Source organism: Streptomyces sp. BL1 (assembly GCF_057628045.1).
The window spans coordinates 1362059-1387785 of the sequence record NZ_JBXYWZ010000002.1 but is presented as its reverse complement, the minus strand read 5'-3'; the positions used below and the strand labels follow the sequence as shown (position 1 = coordinate 1387785).

Here is a 25727-nt window from a genome sequence, read left to right as displayed (position 1 = left end):
CCCTCCGAATCTCCCGGAGGCCCACCCCTCCGAACCGCCGTGCGGGTGGTGGATCTTACGGATCGCTGACGGGTGGAGCGGGCGGCGCTGTGTGCGGGGTTCACGGATCTAGCGTGGGCGCATGCGTGTACTGGTCACCGGCGGCGCCGGGTTCATCGGCTCCCACATCGTGGAGGTTCTCGAGGCGACGGGGCATGAGGCGGTGGTGTTCGACACGGCTCCCCGGGGCCGGGGCACAGCGGGCGACGTACGGGACGCGGAAGCGGTGCGGGGCGCGCTCCGCGGAGTGGACACCGTCTGCCACCAGGCTGCCATGGTCGGGCTCGGCAAGGACTTCACCGACGCGCCCGCCTACGTGAGCAGCAACGACCTCGGCACGGCCGTCCTGCTGCAGTGCATGGCCGAAGCCCATGTGCGCGGGCTGGTGCTGGCGGGGTCGATGGTGGTCTACGGGGAGGGGAGGTACAGCTGTCCGGCGCACGGTGTGGTGCGGCCCGGCCCGCGGTCCGTGGCGGAGCTGGACGCCGGCGGGTTCGAGCCGCCCTGCCCGCGCTGCGGTGCGTCGCTCCGGCCCGAACTGGTCGGAGAGGACGCGCCGGTGGACCCGCGCAACGTGTACGCGACGACGAAGCTGACGCAGGAGCACCTCGCCGCGGCGTGGGCGCGTACGTCGGGAGGGCGCGCCGTCAGCCTGCGGTATCACAACGTGTACGGCGACGGGATGCCGCGCGACACTCCCTACGCGGGAGTGGCGTCCTTCTTCCGCTCCGCGCTGGAGCGGGGCGAGGCGCCGCGCGTGTTCGAAGACGGCGCGCAGCGGCGGGACTTCGTCCACGTCGACGATGTCGCCACCGCGAACCTCGCGGCCCTGGAAGCGCTGCCGGACCGCCCCGAGGGGGAGCTGCGCGCCTTCAACACCGGCAGCGGGGAGCCGCACACTGTGGGGGAGATGGCGCACGAGCTGGCTGCCGCGTACGGCGGGCCGCCTCCCGTCGTCACCGGTGAGTACCGGCTGGGCGACGTACGGCACATCACCGCGTCCTCCGAGCGGATCGGCCGGGAACTGGGCTGGCGGGCCCGGGTCGGCTTCGCCGAGGGTATGGCCCGGTTCGCCAAGGAACCGCTCGCAGGGGGCAGTTGAGGAACCAGGGCGCAGTTGAGGAACGGTGCGCAGGGGCCGAGGCCCGACGCCCGGGCCGGGCCCGCAAGGCCCGGACCGTAACTTCCCCTGGTCCGGGGCCCGTTCAGGAGGAGGCGGCGGTGGCTGTCGGGAGGGTGACCTCGAAGCGGCAGCCGCCGGGTACGTTGCGGACCGCGGCCCGGCCCTCGTGCGCCTCCACGATGCCGCGCACGATGGCCAGCCCCAGGCCCGCCCCGCCGGGCGGTGTCCGCGCGTCCGTGCCGCGCCAGCCGGTGTCGAACACCCGCGGCAGGTCGTCCGCGGGGATGCCGCCGCAGCCGTCGGTGACCGACAGTACGACCGCGCCGTCCTCGCTCCGCGCCGCCACGGCGACCGTGCCGTCCGACGGAGTCCTGTGGATCGCGTTGACGAGCAGATTGGCGAGCACGCGGGTCATTTCCTTGCCGTCCACCTGCAGCGGTACGGCCTCCACGCCCTCGTCGGCCAGCCGTACGCCGCGTTCGGCAGCGAGCGGGTCGGCGCCGGCGATGGCGTCGCTGACGAGGTCGTAGGCGGAGATTCTGGTGGGGGACAGGGTGAGGGAACCGGCCTGGATGCGGGAGAGTTCGAAGAGGTCGCCGACCATTCCCGAGAGCCGTTCGACCTCGCTGCGGATCCGGTGGTGGTAGCGGGCCGGGTCCTCCGCTATCCCGTCCTCCAGGGCCTCGGTCATGGCGCGCAGTCCGGCGAGCGGTGAGCGCAGGTCGTGGGAGATCCAGGCGACCAGTTCGCGCCGGGACGCCTCCAGGGCGCGCTCCCGTTCGCGGGAGGCGGCGAGTTTGGCGCTGGTGGCCGCCAACTGTTCGGACAGGGCGGTGAGTTCGGCGGGCATCGGGGTGGCGGGGCGGACGAAGCCACCCGTACGGGCGTTCCCGTTCGCCGCGCCGTCCTCCTCGGCGCCGTCCTGCGCCCCGGTGCCGCGTCGCGTGGCCCCGTACTCCGCCGTGCCGTATTCCGCCGTGCCGGACGACGGCGCGTCGCCGAGGGTGCGGGCGGCCTGTGCCAGCGCACGGTGACTGCCGATCACCCACCGGCCCAGCAGCAGGGCCGTGCCCGTGGCGGTGACGGCGGCCACGGCGCAGACAGTGGTGACCACGCCGAGGTCGTGCCGGTTGAGGAACATCGCCCACGCCACCGACAGGGTGCCCGCGAGCATCGATCCGACGGCCACGGCGGTCAGCACCGCAAGGGACACGGCCACCGAGCGGCGGCGCAGCGCGCGCAGCGCCAGGGCGCCGGCCAGGCCGACGGCCGCGGCGCCCAGGGCCGCGTACAGGGCGATGAGCAGCAGGTCACGCATCGTCCGCTCCACTGTCTCCGCGCCCTCTTCCGGTGTCCTCGGCCCGACCGCCGTCGGCGTCGAAGCGGTAGCCGACGCCCCATACGGTGGTGATCAGCCGGGGGCTCGCCGGGTCGGCCTCGACCTTGTGCCGCAGCCGCCGGACGTGCACGGTCACCGTCGACAGGTCGCCGAAGTCCCAGCCCCACACGCCGGACATCAACTCCTTGCGGCTGAAGGCCCGTCCGGGGTGCCGCAGGAAGTGTTCCAGCAGGTCGAACTCGCGCAGCGTCAGCGCCAGCGGTCCGCGGGCGTCGGCGACGGTACGGGCGGCCGGGTCGAGGACGATGCCGCCGCCGTGCAGGAGTGGCCCCTCGGGCGCCGGTGCGCTCGCCCGGCGCAGCACGGACTCGATGCGGAGGACCAGTTCGCGGGGACTGAACGGTTTGGTGACGTAGTCGTCGGCGCCGACCTCCAGGCCGAGGATCCGGTCCTCCTCGTCGCCGCGCGCCGTCAGCATCACCACCGGTACGGGGCCCGTCTCGCGCAGCCGCCGGCACACCTGGAGCCCGTCGAGGCCGGGCAGCATCAGGTCCAGCACCACGAGGTCCGGCGGTGCGGCCCTGGCACGGTCGAGGGCCGTCGGCCCGTCGGCGGCGAGGTCCACCGTGAAGCCGGCCCGGTCGAGGTAGCCGGAGACGACCTCGGTCACCGTCGGGTCGTCGTCGACGACCAGCACACGGCGGTGCTCCGGTGGAGGTGAGGGCTGCTGTCGCATGGGGCCGAGTCTCGCACCGCGGCGGTGGCCGGGGTCGGCTCCGGACGGGCCGCGGCAGCCGATGTCCGTGTTTCGTAAGGAGCGCGCGCCTGGTATGTCCGAATTTCGTTCGTAGGGTGAGACAGATGACCAACTCACCGACCGTGCAGGGGGACGTCGTTCTCCCCTGCCTGAACGAGGCCGCGGCCCTGCCCTGGGTGCTGGCGCGTATCCCGGACGGCTGGCGTGCCGTCGTCGTCGACAACGGTTCCGACGACGGCTCCCCGGAGATCGCCCGCGCCCACGGTGCGACCGTCGTGCGCGAGGAGCGGCGCGGCTTCGGTGCCGCCTGCCACGCCGGACTGCTGGCGTCGGAGGCCCCTCTCGTCGCGTTCTGCGACTGTGACGCCTCGCTCGATCCGGGTGAACTGCCGCGCATCGCCGCGCCCGTCGCGGACGGTGAGGCCGATCTGGTGCTGGCGCGGCGGCGGCCCACCGGCCGCGGCGCGTGGCCGGTGCACGCCCGGCTGGGGAATCTCGCCCTGTCCCGCATGGTGCGACGCCGTACCGGCGTGCGGCTGCACGACCTGGGGCCGCTGCGGGCCGCGCGCCGGGAGGCGCTGCTGGAGCTGCGGCTGACGGACCGCCGGAGCGGCTATCCGCTGGAGATGGTCGTACGGGCGGCCGACGCGGGCTGGCGGATCAGGGAGACGGAGACCGCCTACCGCCCGCGCAGCGGCAAGTCGAAGGTGACCGGTACGTGGCGGGGCACCTGGCACGCGGTGCGGGACATGCGGGCGGTGCTGCGGTGAACGGCGGTGGCAGTACGCGCAGTTCGGCCTCGTCGGACGGTGAGCGGCACTCGAACGGAGCAGGCAGAACGGGAGCGGACCGCCTCGGGGCGGACGGCACGACTGTGCTGGTCATCGCGAAGGAGCCGGTTCCGGGGAAGGTGAAGACCCGGCTGACCCCTCCCTACAGTCCGAGGGAGGCGGCCGAACTGGCGGAGGCGGCACTGGCCGACACGTTGCGGACCGTGGCCCGGCTGCCTGTGCGCAGACGTGTACTTGTACTGTCCGGCCGTGCAGGACTGTGGCTGCCCGACGGGTTCGAAGTGGTGCCGCAGGCGGACGGTGGACTGGACGAAAGGATCGCCGCCGCGTTCGCCCTGTGCGACGGGCCGGCGCTGCTGGTCGGCATGGACACCCCGCAGCTGTCCGAACGGCTCCTCGCCCCTGTCACCGGATCTGCCGGCTGGCAGGACTGCGACGCGTGGTTCGGGCCCGCCGCCGACGGGGGATTCTGGGCGCTCGGCATGGCCCGCCCGCGTCCCGAACTGGTGCGGGGCGTCCCGATGTCGGCGTGTGACACGGGCGCGGTGCAGCGACGCCGGCTGGTGGACGCGGGCCTCGCCGTACGGGACCTGCCGGTGCTGCGCGATGTGGACACCTCCGACGACGCGGCCCGTGTGGCGGCCCTGTCGACGGGCCGGTTCGCAGAGGTGCACGCGGCGCTGGCGAGGACGGTGACCCGGTGAACGCGTCCACGGCGGCGCGGAGTCCGCAGGCGGACCGGCAGCCGTACGGTCCACAGTCCGGCTCCGGGACCGGCCCACAGTCCTGCCCCGAAGGCGCGCACACGGAGACCGGCGGAACAGAGAACGGCAGCGCTGAACCCTGGTGTTCCGACCCGTACGCCGACGCGCTCCGTGCGGGACGGGGGCCGCTCTTCCTGCGCCGTACGGACGGCTGGCTGCTGCCGCTGGAGGTGGAGCGCTGGTGCGCCGGCGCCGATCCGGCCGACATGAGTGTGCTGGAACGCTGCGAAGGCACCGTCCTCGACATCGGGTGCGGTCCAGGACGGCTCGTCGCGGCACTGGCCGGACAGGGCACACCGACCCTGGGCATCGACACGTCGGCGGCGGCCGTGGCCCGCACTCGGCGGCTGGGCGGGGCCGCGCTGCGCCGCTCGGTGTTCGACCCGCTGCCGGGGGAGGGGCGCTGGCGGAGCGTGCTGCTGCTCGACGGCAACATCGGCATCGGCGGTGACGCCGCGGCGCTCCTGGACCGGGCGGCCCAACTCCTCGCTCCCGACGGGCTGCTGCTCGCCGAGGCGGCGCCCGCCGAGGTGGAGGAGACCGTGCAGGTACGGCTGGACGACGGCAGCGGCGGCAGCGGAGCGGCGTTCCCCTGGGTACGGCTCGGCCCCGAGGCGCTGCGCCGGTGCGCGGAGAGCGCGGGCTGGAGCCTCGTCGAACAGTGGCGCTGCTACGAACGGTCCTTCCTCAGCCTGCGCAGCCCGCGGCGGAGCGGGCCGCGCCACACCAGTACGCAGCCGGCTGCCAGTGCCGTACCGGCCAGCGAGAGCAGCCAGTTGAGCGGATAGTCGAGCGGCAGAACAGTGGGGTTGCGCGGGGTGCCGGCGTGCAGCACCGCGGGCAGGGCGACGAGTGTCAGACAGCCCGCGGTGATCAGGGCGCCCCGCCACACTCCCCGCGCGTGCCGCAACGAGGAGTCCCGCAGCGCCAGTCCGCACAGCAGCACCAGCGGAACGAGCAGCACATCGTGCACGGCCACGGCACCCGCCAGCCACAGCACCACCGGCCAGACTGTGCCCGGCCGGGTGTCGGACAGCAGGAGCCAGACGCCGAAGACCAGCAGCACTGCGCCGGCCACGGCGAGCGTCACCCGGAGCGCCCTCATGTCAGCACCTCCAGACGGTGCACCCATTTGGTCTGCAGCACGCCGGGACGGTTCGGCGCGATGACGCGTGCCGGATAGCCGTGGTCGAGGTTGAGCACCTCACCGTTGAGGCGCAGCGCCAGCAGGGTGAGGGGATCGTGTACATAGGGGGCGCTCATCTCCATGACCCGGTAGGCGCCCTCGCGTTGGAGAGAGGTGACCCGCAGGGCCGCGTCCGGCGGAGCTCCCGCACGGTCCAGGAGGTCGCGTACGCGCACCCCCGTCCAGTGGGCGGTCTTGCTCCAGCCCTCCACGCAGGCGATGGGCAACTCGGCGTCGTACTGCGGCAGATCGCGCAACTGGCCGAGCGACAGTTCGTACGGGCGCGGGCCCGCGACGGTCAGCCGCCAGCCGCGCACGGTGGTGGCCGACACGTCGGCCGTGGCGGCGGTGCGGTTGACGGGCAGCCCCTGAGTGCCGTGGTCGGGGTGCCGGGGCGCGAGGAGGTCCAGGGCGCGCAGCGGTGTGACGGTCTGGCCCACCGTCACCACGGTGACGGCACCGACGGCCGCGCCCATGCCGCGCAGCAGGGAACGCCGGTCGCGGTCCGTCTCCTCCGGCGGGGCCGGGCCGACGCGGGTCGCGCCTCCGCTGCGGGGCGGCGGTTTGCGGCCACGGCGCCAATGGGCGGCGATCAGCGGGGCCTTGACGGCCAGATGCAGCAGCAGCGATCCGACGAGCACCCAGGCCAGCGCCCAGTGCACCTGCCGGAAGGAGAACGGCCACACGTACCACTGGAGCGTGTTGAGCAGCCCCATGAACAGCTGCAGCAGCGCCGTGGCCACCAGCAGCGCGACCGACAGCCGTTCCACGGCGTGCCGTACACCGCGTACCGGCGGCCAGACGAACAGCCACGGATAGACCGTCCACAGTTTGACCAACAGCAGCGGGATCGCGGCGATACCGGTCGCCACATGGACGCCCTGCGTCAATCTGTAGCCCCACACGGGCCGGTGGGGCAGATGCGGAGCGAGCCAGCCCGGCGGCTCCTGCAGGACGTGGCTGATCAGTCCGGTGAGGAAGCACAGGGCGACCGCCGGACCCAGCCACCGGCCCACGGCCGTCGCGGTCCGCGCGTCGTGCAGTCCGCCCCGGAAACCCTCCAGGATGAGCATGCCCTCACCACCCGGTGATCAGCAGATGATTGACGGTCAGGGCGACCGCGGCCTGCGCTGCCAGCCACCAGCGCACCGTCCGCTGCGGCAGCAGTGCCGCAGCGGGCAGCAGCCACAGGGTGAACGGCAGCCAGATGCGCTCGGTTTCGGCCTTGCTCATCCCCGACAGGTCGGCCAGCAGCACCGTGCCCACCGCGCCCGCGACGAGCGTCACCAGCGCCCCGCGCCGCAGTGTGCCCGCCCTGCGCAGCCCGGCGGCCACGGCGGGGCCGACGACGACCGCCTGCGCCGCCAGGTTGGCCCACACGAAATACCCGTACGGGCGCACGCCGGCAGCGCCCTGGTAGTAGCGGTCGACAAGGGTCAGGTAGCCGTCTAGCCACCAGAAACCGGCAGCCGTGAAGACGGCGAACCAGGGCAGCATGCCGACCAGCACGAGCGGCACCTGCCGGGCCGAACGGGCCGTCAGCAGGACTGCCAGGGCGAGGACTCCGAGCAGCACCAGCCCGTACGACAGGAAGCACACCAGACCGAACAGCAGGCCGGAACCCAGCGCCGCCGCCCACGGGGCGCGCACACGGCGCGTCGCCGCCAGCGCGAGCAGAGCCAGCGCCCACGCGCCGACCGCGGTGAACCAGCCGTCCGCGGAGACCCCCATCCACACGGCGGCCGGCGCCAGCACGACGAACGGTGCCGCGCGGCGTGCCGTGTCCTCGTCGCACAGGGCGCGCACCGTCACCAGCACGGCGGCCACCGCCGACGAACCGGTCACGATGACGAACGCCGCGGCCCAGCCGCCTCCGCCGAGGCCCAGCCGGTCCAGGCCGACGAACGTCAGCAACGCGCCCGGCGGATGGCCGGCGACATGGGCCGGCCAGTGGTCGGGTCCGTCCATCAGGATGCGTCCCGTGAACCCGCGCAGTGTGGCGCCGACATCGTGCACGTCGCCCACGGACTGCAGATACTCGTACGCCGTCGTCAGCCGCTGGGCCACCCCGCGGTGCCAGCCGTCGACCAGCGCCAGCGACCAGCTCCACACCATCGCGGTCGCCCAGCACACCGGCAGCAGCCGGCGCCAGGACAGCCTGTGCGCGAGTGCCGGCCCGTACGCGACGGTCAGTGCCGCGAACGCGAGCGCCGCGGGCGTGCCCGGCCCCACATGCGGCAGCCAGTACGCGTACAGCGGCGGCCAGCGCAGATGCAGGCTGCCGTCGGTGTGTTCGAGGGACCGGCCGACGAGCAGCGCGACGGTGAACAGCAGCGCCGCGGTGACCGCCGCACACAGGTCGTGGATGTTCTCGCGTGCGGCCCGGGAACCGGTCGAGGAGGTGCTCACCGGGTCACCGTAGGACGCTGACCAGCGCTGCGGACGGTGCCGGCGGCAGATGTCACCGAGCTGTCAGATCTGCTCGCGGCGGCCGTTCGACTCGGCGCGCACCGGTGGCATGAACTCGCGTACGTAGGTGCGGTGCCACCAGTCGCCGGTCTCCTTGCGCTCCTGCCGGGTGGTGAACCGGTAGCGGTACAGCAGCGCCCGTACGTGCGCGGGCGGGCCGTCCGGGAAGGGGTTGCCGCGCAGCAGCCGCAGCGTGTCCCTGTCGCCCTCCAGCAGCCGTACGACCAGCGGCCGGAACCAGCTGCGCGCGTACGCGGGGGACAGCGCCGCGAACCACATCAGCCAGTCCAGCCGCAGGTGGTACGGGGCGAACTGGCGCGGCCGCCGCCCGACTTCGACGGGCTTCCCCTTGAACGTGTACTCCCTCCACTCGGCGTCCTCCGTGAGCCGCCGCGCGTACGTCCCCTCGAGCACGATCTCGTGCCGCACCCGGGTCACACTGCCGAAGGCGCCGTAGGTGTTGACCAGGTGCAGGGAGTTGAAGGAGCGGTTCATGCTCTGCTGCGGGCTCAGCAGGTTCCGCGCCGGCCAGTAGCTGAGCACTGCCACCAGCAGGGTGGCCGCACAGACCAGCACCACGTACCAGAGCGGCGGAGCACCGTACGACGGCGGGGAGGCCACGAGGGAACTGTCCACCGCGGAGAACGCCAGCACGATGGTGAGCCAGTTCAGCCAGGAGAAGTTGCCCGAGAGGACCAGCCACAGCTGGGTGACGATGACGATCACGGCGGCCGCCGTGGCGACCGGCTGCGGCAGGAACAGGCCGAAGGGGACGATCAGTTGGGCCACATGGTTGGCGCCGGTCTCGATCCGGTGCAGCCGCTTCGGCAGCCGGTGGAAGTGCCAGCTGAGCGGACCCGGCATCGGCTGGGTCTCGTGGTGGTAGTCCAGGCAGGTCAGCTCCCGCCAGCAGCGGTCGCCGCGCCATTTGATCAGGCCGGCGCCGAACTCCACCCGGAACAACAGCCACCGCAGCAGCACCAGGATCAGCAGCGGCGGCGCCGTACTTTCGTTGCCCAGGAAGACCGCGAGGAAGCCCGTCTCCAGCAGCAGCGACTCCCAGCCGAAGCCGTACCAGCGGCCCCCGATATTGACCACCGACAGATACAGCAGCCACAGCACGGCCCACATCAGCATCGCCGTCCACAGCGGTACCGCGTCCGCCGCGCCGGCCACCACCGCGACCGACAGTGCGGCGCCGCCCCAGGCACAGGCCGCGAACAGTCCGTCCGAGTAGCGCCACTGGAACAGACTCGGCGCCGAACGGAACGGCACCCGCCGCACGAAATCGGGCACCGGCGTCATCCCGCGCTCACCGATGAGCGCGCGGAACTGCAGCGCGGTCGAGACGAAGGCGATCAGATACACACCGGCGAGAGCCCGCTGCAGCACCAGCCGGCTCAGCCAGTAATCGGGCGCCGTGAACCACTCCATGACCGCCATGGGTACCACCGCTGCCGCCGGTCAGACGTGCGGCAGGGCCGCAGCCTCACCGTCGTGCGGAAACACACCACATGCGTGCCGTGTACAAATTGAGGCATGAGTGAGGACGGATACGTACGGGTGCGGGGCGCCCGCGAGCACAACCTGCGCAATGCCGCGGCGGACATCCCCCGCGACGCCCTGGTCGCCTTCACCGGAGTGTCCGGATCCGGCAAGTCCTCCCTCGCGTTCGGCACGCTGTACGCGGAGGCACAGCGCCGCTACTTCGAATCCGTCGCCCCCTACGCGCGCCGGCTGATCCACCAGGTCGGCGCGCCGGACGTCGACGAGATCACCGGACTGCCGCCGGCCGTCGCGCTCCAGCAGCGCCGCTCGGCCCCCACGGGCCGCTCCTCGGTCGGCACGGTGACCACGGTCTCCAACTCGCTGCGCATGCTGTTCTCCCGCGCCGGCACGTACCCCGACGGCGCGGAACGCCTCGACTCCGACGCCTTCTCGCCGAACACGGCAGCCGGAGCCTGCCCCGAGTGCCACGGGCTCGGAACCGTGCACCGGGTCACCGAAGACTCCCTCGTCCCCGACCCGTCCCTGTCGGTCAGAGAGGGAGCGATCGCCGCGTGGCCCGGCGCGTGGCTGGGCAAGAACCTGCGCGACATCCTCGACGCGCTCGGCTACGACATCGACCGCCCCTGGCGCGAACTGCCGCGCGCGGACCGGGAATGGATCCTGTTCACCGACGAACAGCCCGTGGTCACCGTGCACCCGGTACGTGAGGCGGCCCGCATTCACCGCCCCTACCAGGGCACTTACCAGAGTGCGAAACGGTACGTGCTGCACACGTACGCGGGCACCAAGAGCGCCACACTGCGCAAAAGGGTGCAGCGGTTCCTCGTCAGCGCCGACTGCCCGGTGTGCGAGGGCCGCAGGCTGCGTACCGAGGCACTGTGCGTCACTTTCGCCGGGCGGAACATCGCCGACATGGCGGCACTGCCGCTGGCAAGACTGGCGGAGGTACTGCGGCCGAGCGTGGAGCGCGACAGCGCGGCGGACCACACGGCAGCCGACAGCGTCGCCGCGACCCTCGCACGCGACCTGGTCGCACGGATCGAGGTACTGACCGAACTGGGCCTCGGCTACCTCGGCAGCGACCGGCCCACGCCCACCCTGTCGCCGGGCGAACTGCAGCGGCTGCGCCTCGCCACACAGCTGCGCTCCGGGCTGTTCGGCGTCGTGTACGTCCTGGACGAACCCTCCGCGGGGCTCCATCCGGCCGACACGGAAGCCCTGTTCACCGTTCTCGAACGGCTCAAGGCCGCGGGCAACTCGCTCTTCGTCGTCGAGCACGACATGGCGCTCGTACGGCGCGCCGACTGGATCGTGGACGTCGGCCCGGGCGCCGGCGAACACGGGGGAGAGGTCCTCTACAGCGGCCCCGTGGCCGGACTGGCCCGTACCGGACAGTCGGTGACACGACGTCACCTCTTTCCCGGCGACGGCACACCGGAGACCGGTGCTCCCGCGCGCGGGACACGTACCCCGCGCGCCCCTGCCGCGGAGCGCTGGCTGGAGCTGTCGGGTGTCACCTGCCACAACCTCGACGGGCTCGACGCCGCCTTCCCGCTCGGCCTGTTCACCGCCGTCACCGGGGTCTCCGGGTCCGGCAAGTCGACACTCGTGAGCCAGGTCCTCGCCGACCTCGTCGGAGAACGCACCGGCTCCGAAACCGGCACGGGTGACGAGGACGAGCCGGACGACGAGAGCGCCGCCGTGCCCGCCGCCCCCGGCGCGTCCGTCGCGGCGGCCAAGGGCCTCGACGCTGTCGACCGGCTCGTGCGCGTCGACCAGAAGCCCATCGGCCGCACCCCGCGCTCCAACCTGGCCACCTACACGGGGCTGTTCGACGCCGTACGGAAGGTGTTCGCGGCCACCGACGAGGCCCGCGCACGCGGCTACAAGGCGGGCCGCTTCTCGTTCAACATGGCGGGCGGCCGCTGCCCCACCTGCCAGGGCGAAGGGTTCGTCGCCGTCGAACTCCTCTTCCTGCCCGGCACCTACGCACCCTGCGGCGACTGCCACGGCGCCCGGTACAACCCCGAGACCCTCCAGATCACCTACCGCGGCGCCACCGTCGCCGACGTACTGGGCATGACCGTCGACCACGCGGCGGACTTCCTCGCCGACGTGCCCGCCGCGGCCCGCGGACTGCGCACGCTGCAGCGCGTCGGACTGGGCTATCTGCGCCTGGGCCAGCCCGCCACCGAACTGTCCGGCGGTGAGGCGCAGCGCATCAAACTCGCCGGCGAACTCCAGCGCGTGCGCCGCGGCCACACCCTGTACCTCCTCGACGAACCGACCACAGGACTGCACCCCGCCGACACCGAAGTGCTCATGGGCCAGCTGCACGGACTCGCCGACGCCGGCGACACAGTGGTCGTCGTCGAGCACGACATGAACGTGATCGCGGGCGCCGACTGGGTCATCGACCTCGGCCCCGGAGGCGGCGACCGGGGCGGCCACGTGGTCGCCGCCGGCACGCCCGAAGAGGTGGCACAGTCCGAAGGCAGCGCCACCGCACGCTACTTGCGGGCAACCCTGGAGCGGTGAACCGTCGTCCCGACGGGAGAGATCCACCGTGCGGGAGCAGACCGTACGCGCCGAGGACGTCCGTACGTGCCGCCCGCCCGCGCGCGGGCTGCGCGCCGAGAGCCGGGAGGCCCCATGACCCACGCCCTGATCGCAGGCGGTGGCATAGCCGGAGCGGTGACGGCGATGGCGCTGCGCAAGGCGGGCATCAGCTCGACGGTCCACGAGGCGTACCCCACCGGAGCCGACGACGTGGGCGCCTTCCTCGTGCTCTTCGGCAACGGCCTGGAGGCCCTGCGCACCATCGGCGCCCAACAGGCCGTACTGGACGCCTCGTTCCCCGCCGACACCACCGAACTGCTCGCGCACGACGGACGGCTCCTCGGCTCCCGTCCGGCGTCCGGAGGGGAAGCTTCCGAGGACGGCCACACACCGCTCGGCCCGCACACCCTCAAGCGCGCCACCCTCTACCGTGTGCTGCACGACGAGGCCGCACGCCGCGGCATCACCATCGAGCACGGCAAACGGCTCACCGGTACGGAACAGACGCCCGACGGCGTCACCGCGCACTTCGCCGACGGCAGCAGCGCCACGGGCGATCTGCTCATCGGAGCCGACGGCATCCACTCCCTTACCCGCACTCTCATCGACGCCGGCGCCCCGCAGCCCCGGCACACCGGCCAGATCACCGTCTGCGGCTACGCGCGCGATGTCCGCCCCGACGCCGTGCCGGCCGTGGGCACCTACCGGATGATCTACGGCAAGCGGGCCTTCCTCGGCTGCACCCGCGCACCCGACGGCGAGACCTGGTGGTTCGCCAACACCCCCGGCGACGAACTCACCAAGGAGCAGCTGGCACGGCCGGCCGCGGAATGGCGCGACCACATCGCGGGACTGTTCGCCGACGACGACTCCCCGGCCGCCGAGACCGTCGGCGCCACCGGAGAGGACATCGTCGCCAGCAACGCGTACGACCTCGCCAGTACGCCCGTCTGGCACCGCGGCCGCACGGTCGTCCTCGGCGACGCCGCGCACGCGGCGGCGCCCAACGCGGGGCAGGGCGCCTCCATGGCCATCGAGGACAGCGTGGTGCTCGCCAAGTGCCTGCGCGATCTCCCGGACCACCGGGCCGCGTTCACGGCGTACGAGCGGCTGCGCAGGGACCGCGTGGAACGCGTCGTGGCGGAGAGCGCGCGCATGAGCGGCCGCTCCATCCCCGCGGCCGCCGAGCGGGAACGGCGCGACGCCGAGGTCGAGAGCAGGCTCCGCAAGGGCGCCCCCGCGTCGGCCGGCAGTACGGCGTGGCTCACGCACTACCGGATCGACTGGGACCGGCCCGTCACCGCGGCCACGCCGGACCCCTGACCTTGTCCGAGGCGGCCCCCACGGCCACCCCCAGCACGATCAGCACGACACACGCGAAGATCTCGTAGCCGTCCAGGAAGCCGATCCGGTGGACGACCGTCCACAGGTCGAACCATCCGAAGAAGGCGTGGACGATCCCGCCGGCGCCCTGGGCGATCAGTACGAAGGAGATGAACCCCAGCAGATTCCTCATGCCGGGAGCGTAGGAGCGCCGTCCCGGGCCGCTCGTCCGCCGAAAGTACCGGCGGCGGCGACATAGGTATCCGGTCGGCACGCGCTCGGCGGAACCGGGCCCGGAGCCCAGTAGATTCGGGCGGCATGGCCCGTCCCCTCGCCGCACCCCGGCGCCGCTCCCGGCGTGACCTGGCCGTCGACGTCGGCGCCTTCCTGCTGGCCGCGGCGTTCAGCGTGCTGACCTCCGAGGCCACCCTCAACAACCCCGGCAGGTCGGAAGGTGTGCTCCTCGCCGACCAGATCGCCGGCGCGGTCGCCTGCTGCGCGCTCTTCCTGCGCCGCCGGTGCCCGGTCGTGCTGGCGGTGGCGCTCATCCCGCTCTCCCTGTTCTCCCACTTCGTGAGCGGCCCGCAGCTGGCGGCCATGTTCACCGTGGCCGTGCACCGTCCGTTCCGGACCACGGCCCTGGTGAGCGCCGGCGCCCTCGCCGCACTGCCCGTCCAGCAGCTCGTACGGCCCGAGCCCGGACTGACTGCCGCGGCAAACCTGTTCATCGGTTTCGTGCTGATCGCGGGAGCCGTCGGGTGGGGACTGTTCGTACGGTCGCGGCGCCAGCTGGTCGCTTCCCTCAAGGAACGTGCCGAACGGGCGGAAGCCGAGGCCGCGTTGCGGGTGGAACAGACGCAGCGCGCCACCAGGGAAGCCATCGCGCGGGAGATGCACGACGTCCTCGCCCACCGGCTGTCCCTGCTGAGCGTGCACGCGGGAGCGCTGGAGTACCGCCCCGACGCACCAGCCGGCGACATCGCCACCGCGGCGGGCGTCATCCGGGACAGCGCACACCGCGCGCTGGAGGAACTGCGCGAGGTCATCGGCGTACTGCGTGCCGGACCGCACGACACCGGACAGACAGGCGGACGGCCGCAGCCCACACTGACCGACCTGCCGCGGCTGGCGGGGGAAGCCGACGACGCCGGCACACACGTCGTACTGGAACAACATGTCAGCGACCCCGGCACCGTGCCGCACACAACCGGGCGCACCGTCTACCGGATCGTCCAGGAAGGGCTCACCAACGCCCGCAAGCACGCCCCCGGTTCGGAGGTGACGGTCAGAGTGGAAGGCGCTCCCGGCGACGGACTGTCCGTACGGATCCGCAACGCGCTCACAGAGGGCACCCAGGGGCAGGAGGCTGACAGACCGGACGGTGCGCCGATCCCCGGCTCCGGGCAGGGGCTCGCCGGGCTGGCCGAACGGGTCGCACTCGCCGGAGGGACGTTCGAGCACAGGACGGACGACGGCGTCTTCCTGCTGACCGCCTGGCTACCGTGGTCGGCATGACCGTGCCCTCCGCGCGCACTGTGCGCGTCCTCCTCGTCGACGACGATCCGCTGGTACGTGCAGGACTGCGGCTGATGCTCGGCGGACTGGACGACATCGAGATCGCGGGGGAGGCGTCCGACGGGACCGAGGTTCCGTCTCTGGCCGACCGGCTCGCACCCGACGTCGTGCTGATGGACATCCGGATGCCCGAACTGGACGGCCTGGCGGCCACCGAGGCACTGCGCGCACGGCCGCGGCCGCCGGAAGTCATCGTGCTCACCACGTTCGACGCCGACGCGCACGTCCTGCGCGCACTCCGCGCCGGCGCGGCGGGCTTCCTGCTGAAGGACACCCCGCCCGCCGGCATCGTGGACGCCGTACGGAAGGTCGCCGCCGGCGAACCCGTGCTCTCGCCCGCGGTCACCCGCCGGCTGATCCGGCATGTGGCCGGATCGGGACAGGACACTCGCCGCGAACGGGCCCGTACGGCGCTCGGCTCCCTCGCCGGACGGGAACGGGAAGTCGCGGTCGCCGTCGGCCGGGGCCAGGCCAACGCGGAGATCGCCGCCGCCCTCTACATGGGCGTCCCCACCGTCAAGACCCACGTGTCCCGCATCCTCAACAGGCTGGACCTCAACAACCGCGTCCAGATCGCCCTGCTCGTGCACGACGCGGGACTGCTCGACGACGAGGCCGGACCGTACGACGACGGCGCGGCCGGACCGCCCGACGGCGTAAGGGAATCCTGAGCCGCGGCACGCGTTGTACGGAAGGTGACATCCTCCGCTCCGCACCAGGCCACACAGCGGCACGCGCCGCTGGGCAGCACCCGGCTGTCCGTGCTCGACCGCGCCCTCACCCGGCAGGGCGAGCACCCCGCACACGCGCTGCGCGAGACCGTCACGTTCGCACGGCAGGCGGAGGAGCTCGGCTACCACCGCTTCCTCGTCGCCGAGCACCACGGCGTCCCCGGCGTGGCCGGGTCGGCCCCCACCGTCCTCGCCGCCGCGGTCGCCGCCGCCACCTCGCGCATCCGCGTGGGCACCGGCGGCGTCATGCTGCCCAACCATCAGCCTCTCGTCGTCGCCGAGCAGTTCGGCGTCCTGGAGTCGCTGTACCCGGGCCGCATCGACATGGGGCTCGGCCGCTCCGTGGGCTTCACCGACGGCGTGCGCAAGGCGCTGGGCACCGGCAAGGAAGCCGCCGCACACTTCGAGGAGCAGCTCACCGAACTGCTCGGCTACTTCACGGGCGACGGGCCCGTGCGCGCCCTCCCGGCCGAGGGGCTGCGGGTGCCCGCCTTCGTCCTCGCCGTCGGCTCGGGCGCCGGCACGGCGGCACGGCGGGGCCTGCCCCTGATCATCGCCGCGCACCGGGACGAGTCGCGCACCCTGGAGGCCGTCGGGGAATACCGGTCAGCCTTTCGGTCCTCCGCACAGTCCTCCGAGCCGTACGTCGTCGTGGCGGTCAACGCCGCCGTCGCGGAGACCGCGGAAGAGGCCGAACTGCTGCAGATTCCCGAGGCCTGGTCGACCGTCGTGTCCCGCACACAGGGCGTCTTCGCGCCGCTGGAGACCGCCTCGGAGGTGACAGGGCGCCGGATGACCGAGCGGGAGCACAAACTGTTCACGGAGGCCCGCCAGTCACAACTGCGCGGCACCGAGGAGCAGATGGCCGCCGCGCTCGCCGGACTGACCGGCCGTACGGGCGCCGACGAACTGCTCATCACCCTCAACACCCACGACCCCGCCGCACGGCTGGACTCCTACCGGCGCCTGGCACACCTCGCCGGAACCGCCCCGGCCCGCCCCGGAGTTCCCGCAGCGGCCTGACCGGGCACACGCGCGCGGGGAACGCCCCTCACTGCGGTGCGGGCCCCACGACGCCCCGTGCGACACCGAGCTCCACCAGGTCCTGCGGCCGCAGCCGCAGCTGCCCGGCCGTGGCCCGCACGCGGTCCGCGTCCCGCTTCAGGATGGCCGCGGCGGACTCGGGAGCTATCACCGAGAAGTAACTGTCCGGCGTGACCCACATGTTGTCCGGGTCGGCGAGCGCCAGTGCGCCACCGGAACCGCCCTCGCCGACGACGAGCGTGGTCACCGGCACCGGAGAGGACGCCACCGCGGCGAAACAGTCGGCGATGGCCGCCCCGGCGCCCGCCCGTTCGGCTGCCGGAGTGTTGTCGGCGCCCGACGTGTCGACGAGGGTCAGCACCGGGATGCCCAGCCGGCCCGCGAGACGGATCAGCCGTGACGCCGTACGGAAGCCCGCAGGACGTGTCGGCGTGCCGCACTGTGCCGCGTACGCGACCGTGCCACCGTCCGGCAGCCGGCCGAAGCCGCACCGCACTCCGTCGTCCACCCCGCCGCAGCGATCCCCGCCGAGCTCCTCGCGCCAGGCGAAGTGCGCGTCCAGATAGGCGTCGGCGCGCATCCGTTCGTCCGCGCGCGCCTGCTCGACCGCATCCCATCCGGTGGCCGGCAGGTGGCTGCCGCCCAGCGCGTACGGAGGGCCGGCGCGCTCCCCGCCGTGCGCCGTGAGGAGCGCCAGCCAGCGGCCCAGTACGGTGCGCAGCTCGTCGGGTGCGACGAGTGCGTCGATCTGTCCGGCGTCCAACTGGCCCTCGGCGGTGTACGCCTCGGGGGCGGCGCCCTGCGGGCGTACGCGCGAGCCCGCGAACCCCGCCTGCGCGCCGGGGAGCGCGAGAGTGACGTCGGCTCCCGCGGCGAGTGTCGCCCAGCCGCCGCCCGTCGCCGGGTCGCGCACCACGGCGACCTGCGGCAGCCCCGCCTCCCGGGTGAGCGCCGACTGGCGTGCGACGCGCTGCAGTTGGACCAGCGCGCGCATGCCTTCCTGCATGCGGCTGCCGCCGGTCGCGACGAGGGAGACGACAGGCAGCCGTCGTGTGCGCGCGTGGACGAACGCCGCCTCGATCAGGTCCCCCGTGCGTTCGCCGAGCGAGCCGCCGAGAAAGCCGAACTCGAAGGCGATCAGCACTGCTTGAGTGCCGTCCACCGTGCCGGTCCCGCACACGACCGACTCGCGCTCGCCGGTCCGCTCCCGCGCGCGGGTCAGCGCCGCGCCGTAGCCCTCCCAGCCGATCGGGCCGTCCTGCGCGCCGCTGTCCTGTGCGCCGTTGTCCTGCGCGCCGTTGTCCCGCGCGCCTCCGGGCGGAACGGGCGGTGCCGGGACGGGCAGTTCGGTGAACTCCTCCGCCACGGCGTCCAGGACCGCGCGGGCGCCGGGCCGCTCGGGCTGCTGCGTCATGCCGGCCCCGCCTCAGCCGTCCCTGCCGGGCAGCTCCCGCTTCAGCACCTTGCCCATGTCGTTGCGGGGCAGAGTGTCCACGAACCGTACGGTGCGCGGCCGCTTGTGCGGGGAGAGCTGGTCGGCCACGTACGAGGCCAACTCGTCCTCGGCGGGCGGGTTTCCGGGGTCGGCGGGCACGATCCACGCCGCGACGCGCTCGCCCAGGTCCGGGTCGGGTTCACCGGCCACCGCCGCTTCGGCCACCCCGGGGTGCGCCAGCAGCACGTTCTCGATCTCGCCCGCGCCGATCTTGTAGCCGCCGCTCTTGACGAGATCGGTGGCCTTCCTGCCGACCAGCCGTACGTAGCCGTCCGGGTCGAGCGCCGCCATGTCGCCGGTGCGGAACCAGCCACCGTCGAACGCTTCAGCGGTCGCATCCGGCCGGTTGAGGTACTCGGTGAACAGGTTCGGCCCGCGCACCTCCACCTCGCCGACAGTCTCGCCGTCCTGCGCGGTGATCCGCGCACCCGCCTCGTCGACCAGACGGACGTCGACGTCCTTCAACGGCAGTCCGACCGTACCGGGCCGCGGCTCACCGTCCGCGCGCACGCTGGTGTTCATGAGGGTCTCGGTCATGCCGTACCGCTCGACTACATGCCGGCCGGTGGCCTCGGCGATCCGCTCGTGGTCCGGGAGCGGCAGCGCGGCCGAGCCCGACACCAGCAGGCGCGCGCCGGACAGCGCCTGGGCCAGCTCCGGGTCGGTGTCCAGCGCCTCGGTGATCCGGTGGTACATGGTCGGCACGCCGAACAGCATCGTCCCCCCGGAGGACAGCTCCCGGGTCACGCCCTCGGTGCTGAACCGGCCCAGGTGGCGCAGCGTTCCGCCGCGCCGCAGCGGGCCGAGCACGCCGAGGATCAGGCCGTGCACGTGGAACAGCGGAAGGCCGTGCACCAGCACGTCCTTGTCCGTCCACTGCCACGCGTCCTCGAGCGCGTCCAGCGAGCTGGCGATCGCACGGCGGGAGAGCACCACACCCTTCGGCGGCCCCGTGGTGCCCGACGTGTAGACGATCAGCGCGGCCGACTCGTGGGCGGGCTCGGCCAGCGGCTGCCACGGCGGACCGTCGTCCTCGGGCTCGACGACGATGTCCGTACGGTGCAACCCCGCGAGTTCCTTGGGGAGTTCCGCGTCCGGGGCGGCGAGTACGGTGGACGGCTGACTGTCGTTGACGATGTGCGTGAGTTCCCGCTCGCCGCTCTTCGGGTTGACCGGGACGGCCGGCACGCCCGCCAGCAGTGCGGCCACCACGCCGACACCCGTCTCCAGCGTGGGGGTGGCCCAGACCGCGACCCGTCCGGCCTCGTCGATGCGGGAGGCCACATGCGACGCGGCGTCGGCGAGCTGCCGGTAGCTGAGCGAGCGGTCACCGAATTGCAGCGCGGTGTGTGAGGACGCCGCGTGCAGCGCGGGGAAGAGCAGGGACACCCGGGGCTCCTTCGTGATCTCGTCTCTCGGCCCGTCAGCATCTCATCAGGTGCCGCCCCCGTGCCGCAGGAGGGGACGCCGGACAGTACTCGGGGCCCGGCGGAACCCGGGGACCGAAGAGTGCTCCGGCGGAGCCGGGCATCACGAACTCGGTGACGTGCGGCGGTTTCCCGTCCCGCGCCGCACTATGGGTTGTACTATACAACCATGTCTCGGGATGACTCCATCACCACCATTCAGCGGGAGCTCACCGCCTTCGCGCGCCGTGCCCGCGCGACAGCAGCACACCTCCACCCCGAGCTGTCGCTGGTGTCGTTCACCCTGCTCGCACATCTGGAGGAACAGCAGGGCTGCCGCGCCACGGATCTCGCGGCGCACTACATGCTCGACAAGTCCACCGTCAGCCGGCAGGTCACCGCGCTCAAGGAGCTCGGATATGTGGCGCACCGGCCGGATCCCGACGACCAGCGGGTGCACGTTCTCGACCTCACGGATGCGGGCCGGGCCGCACTCGCGCAGGCGCACTCGGCGCGTACGGCGGTGTTCCGGGAGCGGCTGGCGGACTGGTCCGGCGAGGACCTGGACCGGTTCGCGGACTACCTCGGCCGGTACAACGAGACGGCGGGCGCCGAGAGCTGACGTGCCGTCGCCCGGGGCTGCCGTGCGGACGGCCCCGGGCGGCACGGTCACGCGGCGGCGACCAGCTTCATGTAGCGGGTCCAGTCCCAGAATTTTCCCGGGTCGGTGTGGTCGGCGCCGGGGACCTCGTTGTGGCCGATGATGTGCTGCCGGGTCTTCGGGATCGCGTACCGGTCGCAGACCGCGGCCGTCAGTGCGGCGGAGAACTTGTACATCGCTTCGGTGAACCACTTCGGGTCGTCGACGAGGCCCTCGTGTTCGATGCCGATGCTGCACAGGTTGTAGTCCCAGTTGCCCGCGTGCCAGCAGACGTCCTTCTCGCGCACCGTCTGTGCGATGTGACCGTCTCCGGAACGGATGACGTAGTGCGCGGAAACCTTCGCTTTCGGGTTCCGGAAATGTTGCAGGGTTCCCGCGTAACTGCCCTGTGTGACGTGCACGATGACGAATCTGACCGGGTACTGCGCGGGACGTGAGGCGGACGTGTAGTTCGACGAGTGGGCCGGGATCCACTCGGTGTCGGGGTATGCCGTCCCGAGGGGCGATCCGCCGCGGGCGGACGCGGGGAGGGTGGTGACGGCGGCGGTGGAGGCGGCTGCCCCGAAGGCCAGCCCGCCGCGCAGCAGTGTGCGGCGTGAGGGAACGGTGGGGGAGGAGTGGCGTCGTGCAGGACTCATCGTGTCTCCAGTGGGGTGGGGACGAGCGGGGACGTGGGACACGTGCATGACAAGTTGACGCGCGTCGATCGTCGCACCCCGACCATGTGTTGCCAAGACTGACCGGAAAGGCCATCGCGTGTCCCGTCCGTGAACGTCCGTGGTCACAGCGGTCACCTCGTGGGCACGCATGACGCGTGGTGAGACCAACCTCAGCCGTCCGTACGGACGGCGACGGGCCGTCAGGAGGCGCGCGGCAGTGCGCGCCCTACGCCCGCCCTCGCGCCGGGGCGTAGGAAACCTGTGACGGCGCCGGGGCGAGCGGGTCGTCGAGAACGGTCCGTACGACCGCGTGTGCCGCGCCCAGCAGCGGACCGTCGGGGCCGAGGGCCGAGACCGTCACGGCGGGTGCCGCGTCCGGTACGGCGGTGCGCCGTGCCAGCTCCCGTTCCAGCGGCGGCAGGAGCCACTCCTGGAGGAGCGCCAGCGTTCCGCCGAGCACGACGGAGCGGGGGTCCAGCAGGTTGACCGTGCCGGACAGTGCGATGCCGAGCGCCTTTCCCGCCGTACGGAGTGCGCGCCGTGCCGCGGCGTCCCCGCCGGCGGCGCGGTCGGTGAGCGCGGTGAGCGCCGCACCGCGGGTGCCCGGGTCCTCGACGCCGGCGGCGCGCAGGAGTGCGGACTCCCCGGCGTACTGCTCCAGGCAGCCGCGTCCGCCGCACGGGCAGGCGGGGCCCTCCGGCCACACGGGAACGTGTCCGAGCTCTCCGGCGAAGCCCCGTGTGCCGCGCAGGAGTTCACCGTCGAGCACGATGCCGGCGCCGATGCCGATCTGTGCGGAGACGTGGATGAAGTTGCCGGCCGGTGCCGCGGTGCCGGTCGCCCCGTCCGTACCGTCCGTACTGTCGCCGGCGAGCCACAGTTCGGCCAGCGCGCCGAAGTTCGCCTCGTTGTCGACGGTGAGCGGGAGCGGCCCTGTGAGCAGTCCGTCGATGCCGGTGTGCTGCCAGCCCAGGTTCGGGGCGCGCACCACGGTCGCCGTCTCGCGGGCCACGAGCCCCGGCACGGCCACGGCCAGCCCGGCGGGCCGCAGTCCTTCCGCCTCCGCCTCCTCGCCCGTCTGCCGCACCAGTTGACCGAGCCGGCCGAGAACGGCAGCCGGGTCACTGGCGCGGTACGAGCCTTCCTCGCGGACGCGGGCCCGCACCCGGCCGCGCAAGTCGACGGCGCAGACGGTCAGATGGTCGACGCCGATCTCCGCGCCCATGCCGCAGGGTCCGCGGTCGGCGAGGGCGAGGGCGCTGCCGGGGCGGCCGACCCCGCTGGAGCGGCCCGGGCCGAGCTCCACGAGCAGCCCGGCCCGCAGCAGTTCGTCGACCAGCGTGGAGACGGCCGCCCGCGTGAGCCCGATCCGCACGGCGACGTCCGCGCGCGAGACGGGCCCGCCCTCGGCGACCGCGTACAGCACGCGGGAGAGGTTGCGCCGCCGCATCTCCTGCTGCGAGGTGGGCGCCGGAGCTGCCATCGGACGGACTCCTTGCGGATTCGGGGACTGCTGTGCTGCGGGCCCGGGGGTCGAACGGGGTGCGGGGTACTGCCGGACGGTGTCAGTGCCGGCGCAGCAGCGTATCCGCTCCCGCCAGCGTGTCGGCGAGCCGCTCCATCGTGGCGTCGTCGCGGGGGACCGCGTCGTAGGCGGGGCCCTCGGCCGTGTTCCAGCGGCGTGCCACTGCCGCGGCGTCCTCGCCGAGCAGCAGTCCGGCCGCCTGGGCCGCGGCGCCGAGGGCGACCAACTCCTCGGCGCGCGGCACCTGTACGGGCCGCCCCGACAGCCTGCGCACCGTCTCGCGCCAGGCGGTGCCCTTCGCGCCGCCGCCGATCAGCAGCAGGGGAGCGTCCTGTCCCGCGTCCTCGTCCAGCACCTCGTCGAGGGCGCGCAGCAGGGCGAACACCGCTCCGTCGTACGCGGCCTGGAGCAGCCGGCCTCCCGTGGTGTCGTGCCGCAGTCCGGTCAGCAGCCCCGAGGCGTACGGCAGGTCGGGTGTCCGTTCGCCGTCCAGGAACGGCAGGACTGTCAGTTCACCGCCCGGTTCGACGGCTTCCCTGTCGAGGCCGAGCAGTGCGGCCAACTTGTCAACGGCGAGCGTGCAGTTGAGGGTGCAGGCGAGTGGCAGCCAGTCGCCGCGCGCGTCGGCGAACCCGGAGACGGTTCCCGTGGGGTCCGCGGGCCGGTGCGGGGAGACGGCGTACACGGTGCCCGAGGTACCGAGGCTCAGGACGGGCTGTCCCGGCGGCAGCCCGAGTCCCAGGGCCGCGGCCATGTTGTCGCCGGTCCCGGTGGCGACGAGTGCGCCCTCGGGGAGCGGCAGTCCGGCGCGTACGGTGCCGGCTGCCTCGCCGGGGGAGAGGACCCGCGGGAGCAGTCCGGGGTCCAGGCCGACCAGGCCGAGGATCTCCTCGTCGTACGTGCCCGTCGAGGTGGCCCACCATCCGGTGCCCGACGCGTCGCCCCTGTCGGTGGTGCCCTCGCCGGTCATCCGTCCGGTCAGATAGTCGTGCGGCAGCCGTACGGCCGCCGTCGCCGCCGCGGCCTCCGGCTCGTTCTCGCGCAGCCAGGCCCACTTGGTGACCGTGAAGGAGGTGGGGGGCACACTGCCGACGCGGTCCGCCCACGCCTTCGGGCCGCCCAACTGGCCCACCAGGCGGTCGCGCTGGGGTGCGGAGCGCACGTCGTTCCACAGCAGCGCGGGGCGGACGGGGCTGCCGTCCGCGTCCAGGGTGACCAGGCCGTGCTGCTGGCCGCCCACCGACACGGCGGACGCTTCGCGCGCCGGCCGTCCGCACTGGTCGAGGGCGGACTGCAGCGCGTCCCACCACTCGCGCGGGTCGGTCTCATGGCCCGGCTCCGCGCCGGCCGGATGGGCGGCCTGGCCGCGGGCGACGACCGTGCCCGTGGCGGCGTCCACGACGAGCGCCTTGGTCGACTGCGTGGAGCTGTCCACGCCGATGACGAGTGGTCCTTCTGGTGCGGACATGGGGTTCCGACTCCCTCTTCCCTCGTGCGGCTCGTGAGCGCATACTAATTTGTCAACGGCCATGACGAATAGCGTCGCGCACGACACCGTGTGCGGAGAAAGAGGCGACGATGAACTACCAGCCGGTCCCGGAGGACAAGTTCAGCTTCGGTCTGTGGACGGTCGGCTGGCAGGGCCGCGACCCCTTCGGGGACGCCTGCCGCACGGCCCTCGACCCCGCCGACGCCGTACGGAAGCTGTCCGAACTCGGCGCGCACGGCGTCACGTTCCACGACGACGACCTCATACCCGCCGGCTCGACGGACGTCGAACGGGAAGCACACGTCAAGCGCTTCCGGCAGGCGCTCGACGCCACCGGCATGACCGTCCCGATGGCCACGACCAACCTCTTCACCCACCCGGTCTTCAAGGACGGCGCGTTCACCGCGAACGACCGCGACATCCGCAGGTACGCCCTGCGCAAGACCCTGCGCAACATCGACCTCGCCGCCGAACTGGGTGCCCACACCTACGTCGCCTGGGGCGGCCGCGAGGGCGCCGAATCCGGCGCCGCCAAGGACGTTCGGGCAGCGCTGGACCGGATGAAGGAAGCCTTCGACCTGCTCGCCGACTACGTCACGGAGCAGGGCTACGGGCTGCGGTTCGCCATCGAGCCCAAGCCCAACGAGCCGCGCGGGGACATCCTGCTGCCCACCGTCGGGCACGCCCTCGCCTTCATCGAACGGCTGGAGCGCCCCGAACTGTTCGGCGTCAACCCCGAGGTGGGGCACGAGCAGATGGCCGGGCTGAACTTCCCGCACGGCATCGCCCAGGCCCTGTGGGCCGGCAAGCTCTTCCACCTCGACCTGAACGGCCAGTCCGGCATCAAGTACGACCAGGATCTGCGCTTCGGCGCCGGAGACCTGCGGCAGGCCTTCTGGACGGTCGACCTGCTGGAGCGCGCCGGATACGACGGGCCGCGGCACTTCGACTTCAAGCCGCCGCGCACCGAGGACTACGAGGGCGTGTGGGCGTCGGCCGCCGGCTGCATGCGCAACTACCTCATCCTGCGCGAGCGTTCGGCCGCCTTCCGCGCCGACCCCGAAGTGCGGCAGGCCCTGGCGGACTCGCGCGTGGACGAGCTGGCACAGCCCACCCTCGGCACCGGCGAGACCGCGGCGCAACTGCTCGCCGACCGCAGCACGTTCGAGGACTTCGACGCCGGGGCGGCAGCGGAGCGCGGCATGGCGTTCGAGCGGCTGGACCAGCTCGCCATGGACCACCTGCTGGGCGTCCGCGGCTGAGCACCCTTCCCGGTATCCCGT

General features: G+C 72.8%; 23 protein-coding genes. 11 read left to right on the top strand and 12 right to left on the bottom strand.

The features are described 5' to 3' along the window. The first annotated feature begins 121 nt into the window (after positions 1–121). Positions 122–1141, top strand: a complete 1020-nt coding sequence (locus AC3AGO_RS06275) for an NAD-dependent epimerase/dehydratase family protein (protein ID WP_487819120.1) — start codon at positions 122–124, stop codon at positions 1139–1141. A gap of 103 nt (positions 1142–1244) precedes the next feature. Here the strand turns inward: AC3AGO_RS06275 and AC3AGO_RS06270 are convergent, their stop codons facing one another. Beyond that, positions 1245–2480, bottom strand: a complete 1236-nt coding sequence (locus AC3AGO_RS06270; protein WP_487819119.1) for a sensor histidine kinase — start codon at positions 2478–2480, stop codon at positions 1245–1247. Beyond that, the gene (locus AC3AGO_RS06265) at positions 2473–3237 is read right to left on the bottom strand and encodes a response regulator transcription factor (RefSeq protein ID WP_487819118.1); all 765 of its coding nucleotides are present in this window, start codon (positions 3235–3237) and stop codon (positions 2473–2475) included. Before AC3AGO_RS06265 ends, AC3AGO_RS06270 begins: the two co-directional genes overlap by 8 nt. A 125-nt stretch (positions 3238–3362) precedes the next feature. On the opposite strand from AC3AGO_RS06265, the gene AC3AGO_RS06260 reads away from it, so the two are divergent. The 3 genes from AC3AGO_RS06260 (at position 3363) to AC3AGO_RS06250 (ending at position 5601) form a co-directional block, all read left to right on the top strand. Further along, a complete protein-coding gene (locus tag AC3AGO_RS06260; RefSeq protein ID WP_487819117.1) occupies positions 3363–4028 on the top strand; it encodes a glycosyltransferase family 2 protein in 666 nt (221 codons plus the stop codon). Positions 4029–4132: 104 nt separating this feature from the next. Further along, complete coding sequence (locus AC3AGO_RS06255; RefSeq protein ID WP_487824553.1) at positions 4133–4753, top strand: TIGR04282 family arsenosugar biosynthesis glycosyltransferase; 621 nt, start codon at positions 4133–4135, stop codon at positions 4751–4753. Beyond that, positions 4750–5601, top strand: coding sequence for a class I SAM-dependent methyltransferase (locus AC3AGO_RS06250; RefSeq protein WP_487819116.1), 852 nt, complete (start codon positions 4750–4752; stop codon positions 5599–5601). Before AC3AGO_RS06255 ends, AC3AGO_RS06250 begins: the two co-directional genes overlap by 4 nt. On the opposite strand, the gene AC3AGO_RS06245 is transcribed toward AC3AGO_RS06250, so the two are convergent. The 4 genes from AC3AGO_RS06245 to AC3AGO_RS06230 all read right to left on the bottom strand — a co-directional run bounded on the left by AC3AGO_RS06245 (position 5484) and on the right by AC3AGO_RS06230 (position 9902). Then, entirely contained in the window at positions 5484–5918 is a 435-nt protein-coding gene (locus AC3AGO_RS06245; protein ID WP_487819115.1) for a hypothetical protein, read from the bottom strand. The genes AC3AGO_RS06250 and AC3AGO_RS06245 overlap by 118 nt on opposite strands. Further along, the gene (locus AC3AGO_RS06240; RefSeq protein ID WP_487819114.1) at positions 5915–7072 is read right to left on the bottom strand and encodes a molybdopterin-dependent oxidoreductase; all 1158 of its coding nucleotides are present in this window, start codon (positions 7070–7072) and stop codon (positions 5915–5917) included. Before AC3AGO_RS06240 ends, AC3AGO_RS06245 begins: the two co-directional genes overlap by 4 nt. A gap of 4 nt (positions 7073–7076) precedes the next feature. Further along, positions 7077–8408, bottom strand: a complete 1332-nt coding sequence (locus AC3AGO_RS06235) for a hypothetical protein (RefSeq protein ID WP_487819113.1) — start codon at positions 8406–8408, stop codon at positions 7077–7079. A 63-nt stretch (positions 8409–8471) separates the two neighbouring features. After that, positions 8472–9902, bottom strand: a complete 1431-nt coding sequence (locus AC3AGO_RS06230) for a lipase maturation factor family protein (protein ID WP_487824552.1) — start codon at positions 9900–9902, stop codon at positions 8472–8474. Between the two features lie 105 nt (positions 9903–10007). Between AC3AGO_RS06230 and AC3AGO_RS06225 the strand changes: the two genes are divergently transcribed. Together AC3AGO_RS06225 and AC3AGO_RS06220 are read left to right on the top strand one after the other, a co-directional pair. Next, positions 10008–12515: an excinuclease ABC subunit UvrA gene (locus tag AC3AGO_RS06225; protein ID WP_487819112.1), complete on the top strand. Its 2508-nt coding sequence runs from the start codon at positions 10008–10010 to the stop codon at positions 12513–12515. A gap of 114 nt (positions 12516–12629) precedes the next feature. Beyond that, positions 12630–13859 carry an FAD-dependent monooxygenase gene (locus tag AC3AGO_RS06220; RefSeq protein WP_487819111.1) on the top strand — a complete coding sequence of 410 codons (1230 nt, stop codon included), beginning with the start codon at positions 12630–12632 and terminating at the stop codon, positions 13857–13859. Here the strand turns inward: AC3AGO_RS06220 and AC3AGO_RS06215 are convergent. Further along, the gene (locus AC3AGO_RS06215) at positions 13834–14052 is read right to left on the bottom strand and encodes a hypothetical protein (protein ID WP_487819110.1); all 219 of its coding nucleotides are present in this window, start codon (positions 14050–14052) and stop codon (positions 13834–13836) included. The genes AC3AGO_RS06220 and AC3AGO_RS06215 overlap by 26 nt on opposite strands. A gap of 125 nt (positions 14053–14177) precedes the next feature. Between AC3AGO_RS06215 and AC3AGO_RS06210 the strand changes: the two genes are divergently transcribed. Genes AC3AGO_RS06210 through AC3AGO_RS06200 form a run of 3 tightly spaced genes read left to right on the top strand, consistent with a single transcriptional unit; the run spans position 14178 to position 17188 of the window. Continuing rightward, entirely contained in the window at positions 14178–15374 is a 1197-nt protein-coding gene (locus tag AC3AGO_RS06210) for a sensor histidine kinase (RefSeq protein WP_487819109.1), read from the top strand. Then, positions 15371–16105, top strand: coding sequence for a response regulator transcription factor (locus AC3AGO_RS06205; RefSeq protein ID WP_487819108.1), 735 nt, complete (start codon positions 15371–15373; stop codon positions 16103–16105). Before AC3AGO_RS06210 ends, AC3AGO_RS06205 begins: the two co-directional genes overlap by 4 nt. A gap of 24 nt (positions 16106–16129) precedes the next feature. Next, entirely contained in the window at positions 16130–17188 is a 1059-nt protein-coding gene (locus AC3AGO_RS06200; protein WP_487819107.1) for an MsnO8 family LLM class oxidoreductase, read from the top strand. Positions 17189–17216: 28 nt separating this feature from the next. Here the strand turns inward: AC3AGO_RS06200 and AC3AGO_RS06195 are convergent, their stop codons facing one another. Beyond that, positions 17217–18623, bottom strand: coding sequence for a carboxyl transferase domain-containing protein (locus AC3AGO_RS06195; RefSeq protein WP_487819106.1), 1407 nt, complete (start codon positions 18621–18623; stop codon positions 17217–17219). A gap of 12 nt (positions 18624–18635) precedes the next feature. Beyond that, the gene (locus AC3AGO_RS06190) at positions 18636–20093 is read right to left on the bottom strand and encodes an acyl-CoA synthetase (RefSeq protein ID WP_487819105.1); all 1458 of its coding nucleotides are present in this window, start codon (positions 20091–20093) and stop codon (positions 18636–18638) included. 207 nt (positions 20094–20300) lie between these two features. Between AC3AGO_RS06190 and AC3AGO_RS06185 the strand changes: the two genes are divergently transcribed. After that, positions 20301–20732, top strand: a complete 432-nt coding sequence (locus AC3AGO_RS06185; protein ID WP_487819104.1) for a MarR family winged helix-turn-helix transcriptional regulator — start codon at positions 20301–20303, stop codon at positions 20730–20732. A gap of 47 nt (positions 20733–20779) precedes the next feature. Here the strand turns inward: AC3AGO_RS06185 and AC3AGO_RS06180 are convergent, their stop codons facing one another. The 3 genes from AC3AGO_RS06180 to xylB form a co-directional block, all read right to left on the bottom strand. Continuing rightward, positions 20780–21409 (bottom strand): N-acetylmuramoyl-L-alanine amidase, encoded by a 630-nt coding sequence (locus tag AC3AGO_RS06180; RefSeq protein ID WP_487819103.1) that lies wholly within the window; start codon positions 21407–21409, stop codon positions 20780–20782. Between the two features lie 247 nt (positions 21410–21656). Next, positions 21657–22913, bottom strand: coding sequence for an ROK family protein (locus AC3AGO_RS06175; protein WP_487819102.1), 1257 nt, complete (start codon positions 22911–22913; stop codon positions 21657–21659). Positions 22914–22995: 82 nt separating this feature from the next. Further along, positions 22996–24423: a xylulokinase gene (gene xylB, locus AC3AGO_RS06170; protein ID WP_487819101.1), complete on the bottom strand. Its 1428-nt coding sequence runs from the start codon at positions 24421–24423 to the stop codon at positions 22996–22998. A gap of 110 nt (positions 24424–24533) precedes the next feature. Between xylB and xylA the strand changes: the two genes are divergently transcribed. Next, positions 24534–25706, top strand: coding sequence for a xylose isomerase (gene xylA, locus AC3AGO_RS06165; RefSeq protein WP_487819100.1), 1173 nt, complete (start codon positions 24534–24536; stop codon positions 25704–25706). Positions 25707–25727 lie beyond the last annotated feature (21 nt).

What these genes read in the sequence shown, in the direction of transcription:
- AC3AGO_RS06275 (WP_487819120.1), top strand. Translation starts at nt 122, where the DNA reads ATGCGTGTACTGGTCACCGGCGGCGCCGGGTTCATCGGCTCCCACATC.
- AC3AGO_RS06270 (WP_487819119.1), bottom strand. Translation starts at nt 2,480, where the DNA reads ATGCGTGACCTGCTGCTCATCGCCCTGTACGCGGCCCTGGGCGCCGCG.
- AC3AGO_RS06265 (WP_487819118.1), bottom strand. Translation starts at nt 3,237, where the DNA reads ATGCGACAGCAGCCCTCACCTCCACCGGAGCACCGCCGTGTGCTGGTC.
- AC3AGO_RS06260 (WP_487819117.1), top strand. Translation starts at nt 3,363, where the DNA reads ATGACCAACTCACCGACCGTGCAGGGGGACGTCGTTCTCCCCTGCCTG.
- AC3AGO_RS06245 (WP_487819115.1), bottom strand. Translation starts at nt 5,918, where the DNA reads ATGAGGGCGCTCCGGGTGACGCTCGCCGTGGCCGGCGCAGTGCTGCTG.
- AC3AGO_RS06240 (WP_487819114.1), bottom strand. Translation starts at nt 7,072, where the DNA reads ATGCTCATCCTGGAGGGTTTCCGGGGCGGACTGCACGACGCGCGGACC.
- AC3AGO_RS06230 (WP_487824552.1), bottom strand. Translation starts at nt 9,902, where the DNA reads ATGGAGTGGTTCACGGCGCCCGATTACTGGCTGAGCCGGCTGGTGCTG.
- AC3AGO_RS06225 (WP_487819112.1), top strand. Translation starts at nt 10,008, where the DNA reads ATGAGTGAGGACGGATACGTACGGGTGCGGGGCGCCCGCGAGCACAAC.
- AC3AGO_RS06220 (WP_487819111.1), top strand. Translation starts at nt 12,630, where the DNA reads ATGACCCACGCCCTGATCGCAGGCGGTGGCATAGCCGGAGCGGTGACG.
- AC3AGO_RS06215 (WP_487819110.1), bottom strand. Translation starts at nt 14,052, where the DNA reads ATGAGGAATCTGCTGGGGTTCATCTCCTTCGTACTGATCGCCCAGGGC.
- AC3AGO_RS06210 (WP_487819109.1), top strand. Translation starts at nt 14,178, where the DNA reads ATGGCCCGTCCCCTCGCCGCACCCCGGCGCCGCTCCCGGCGTGACCTG.
- AC3AGO_RS06205 (WP_487819108.1), top strand. Translation starts at nt 15,371, where the DNA reads ATGACCGTGCCCTCCGCGCGCACTGTGCGCGTCCTCCTCGTCGACGAC.
- AC3AGO_RS06195 (WP_487819106.1), bottom strand. Translation starts at nt 18,623, where the DNA reads ATGACGCAGCAGCCCGAGCGGCCCGGCGCCCGCGCGGTCCTGGACGCC.
- AC3AGO_RS06185 (WP_487819104.1), top strand. Translation starts at nt 20,301, where the DNA reads ATGTCTCGGGATGACTCCATCACCACCATTCAGCGGGAGCTCACCGCC.
- AC3AGO_RS06180 (WP_487819103.1), bottom strand. Translation starts at nt 21,409, where the DNA reads ATGAGTCCTGCACGACGCCACTCCTCCCCCACCGTTCCCTCACGCCGC.
- AC3AGO_RS06175 (WP_487819102.1), bottom strand. Translation starts at nt 22,913, where the DNA reads ATGGCAGCTCCGGCGCCCACCTCGCAGCAGGAGATGCGGCGGCGCAAC.
- xylB (WP_487819101.1), bottom strand. Translation starts at nt 24,423, where the DNA reads ATGTCCGCACCAGAAGGACCACTCGTCATCGGCGTGGACAGCTCCACG.
- xylA (WP_487819100.1), top strand. Translation starts at nt 24,534, where the DNA reads ATGAACTACCAGCCGGTCCCGGAGGACAAGTTCAGCTTCGGTCTGTGG.